This is a genomic window from Vibrio sp. ER1A (genome assembly GCF_000733315.1).
GTDB classification, from domain to species: Bacteria; Pseudomonadota; Gammaproteobacteria; order Enterobacterales; family Vibrionaceae; genus Vibrio; species Vibrio mediterranei.
Window position 1 is genome coordinate 1 of record NZ_JPJA01000097.1, and the last position, 1598, is coordinate 1598.

The 1598-nt window shown below is 54.0% G+C and carries 1 rRNA gene; it reads left to right on the plus strand.

Features of this window, described 5'->3' with window-relative positions:
- Window positions 1–5 precede the first annotated feature (5 nt).
- Window positions 6–1558: ribosomal RNA gene (locus HW45_RS26785) — 16S ribosomal RNA — on the plus strand.
- Window positions 1559–1598: the final 40 nt, after the last annotated feature.

A 1598-nucleotide genomic window follows, 5' to 3' on the forward strand; every position in this document is an offset into this window, starting at 1 on the left:
ATCTTAAATTGAAGAGTTTGATCATGGCTCAGATTGAACGCTGGCGGCAGGCCTAACACATGCAAGTCGAGCGGAAACGAGTTAACTGACCCTTCGGGTGACGTTAACGGCGTCGAGCGGCGGACGGGTGAGTAATGCCTGGGAAATTGCCCTGATGTGGGGGATAACCATTGGAAACGATGGCTAATACCGCATAATGCCTTCGGGCCAAAGAGGGGGACCTTCGGGCCTCTCGCGTCAGGATATGCCCAGGTGGGATTAGCTAGTTGGTGAGGTAATGGCTCACCAAGGCGACGATCCCTAGCTGGTCTGAGAGGATGATCAGCCACACTGGAACTGAGACACGGTCCAGACTCCTACGGGAGGCAGCAGTGGGGAATATTGCACAATGGGCGCAAGCCTGATGCAGCCATGCCGCGTGTGTGAAGAAGGCCTTCGGGTTGTAAAGCACTTTCAGCAGTGAGGAAGGCGGGTACGTTAATAGCGTGCTCGTTTGACGTTAGCTGCAGAAGAAGCACCGGCTAACTCCGTGCCAGCAGCCGCGGTAATACGGAGGGTGCGAGCGTTAATCGGAATTACTGGGCGTAAAGCGCATGCAGGTGGTTCGTTAAGTCAGATGTGAAAGCCCGGGGCTCAACCTCGGAACTGCATTTGAAACTGGCGGACTAGAGTACTGTAGAGGGGGGTAGAATTTCAGGTGTAGCGGTGAAATGCGTAGAGATCTGAAGGAATACCGGTGGCGAAGGCGGCCCCCTGGACAGATACTGACACTCAGATGCGAAAGCGTGGGGAGCAAACAGGATTAGATACCCTGGTAGTCCACGCCGTAAACGATGTCTACTTGGAGGTTGTGGCCTTGAGCCGTGGCTTTCGGAGCTAACGCGTTAAGTAGACCGCCTGGGGAGTACGGTCGCAAGATTAAAACTCAAATGAATTGACGGGGGCCCGCACAAGCGGTGGAGCATGTGGTTTAATTCGATGCAACGCGAAGAACCTTACCTACTCTTGACATCCAGAGAAGCCAGCGGAGACGCAGGTGTGCCTTCGGGAGCTCTGAGACAGGTGCTGCATGGCTGTCGTCAGCTCGTGTTGTGAAATGTTGGGTTAAGTCCCGCAACGAGCGCAACCCTTATCCTTGTTTGCCAGCGAGTAATGTCGGGAACTCCAGGGAGACTGCCGGTGATAAACCGGAGGAAGGTGGGGACGACGTCAAGTCATCATGGCCCTTACGAGTAGGGCTACACACGTGCTACAATGGCGCATACAGAGGGCAGCCAACTTGCGAAAGTGAGCGAATCCCAAAAAGTGCGTCGTAGTCCGGATTGGAGTCTGCAACTCGACTCCATGAAGTCGGAATCGCTAGTAATCGTAGATCAGAATGCTACGGTGAATACGTTCCCGGGCCTTGTACACACCGCCCGTCACACCATGGGAGTGGGCTGCAAAAGAAGTGGGTAGTTTAACCTTCGGGAGGACGCTCACCACTTTGTGGTTCATGACTGGGGTGAAGTCGTAACAAGGTAGCCCTAGGGGAACCTGGGGCTGGATCACCTCCTTATACGAATAGATTATTGCGATGAGTGTTCACACAGATTGAT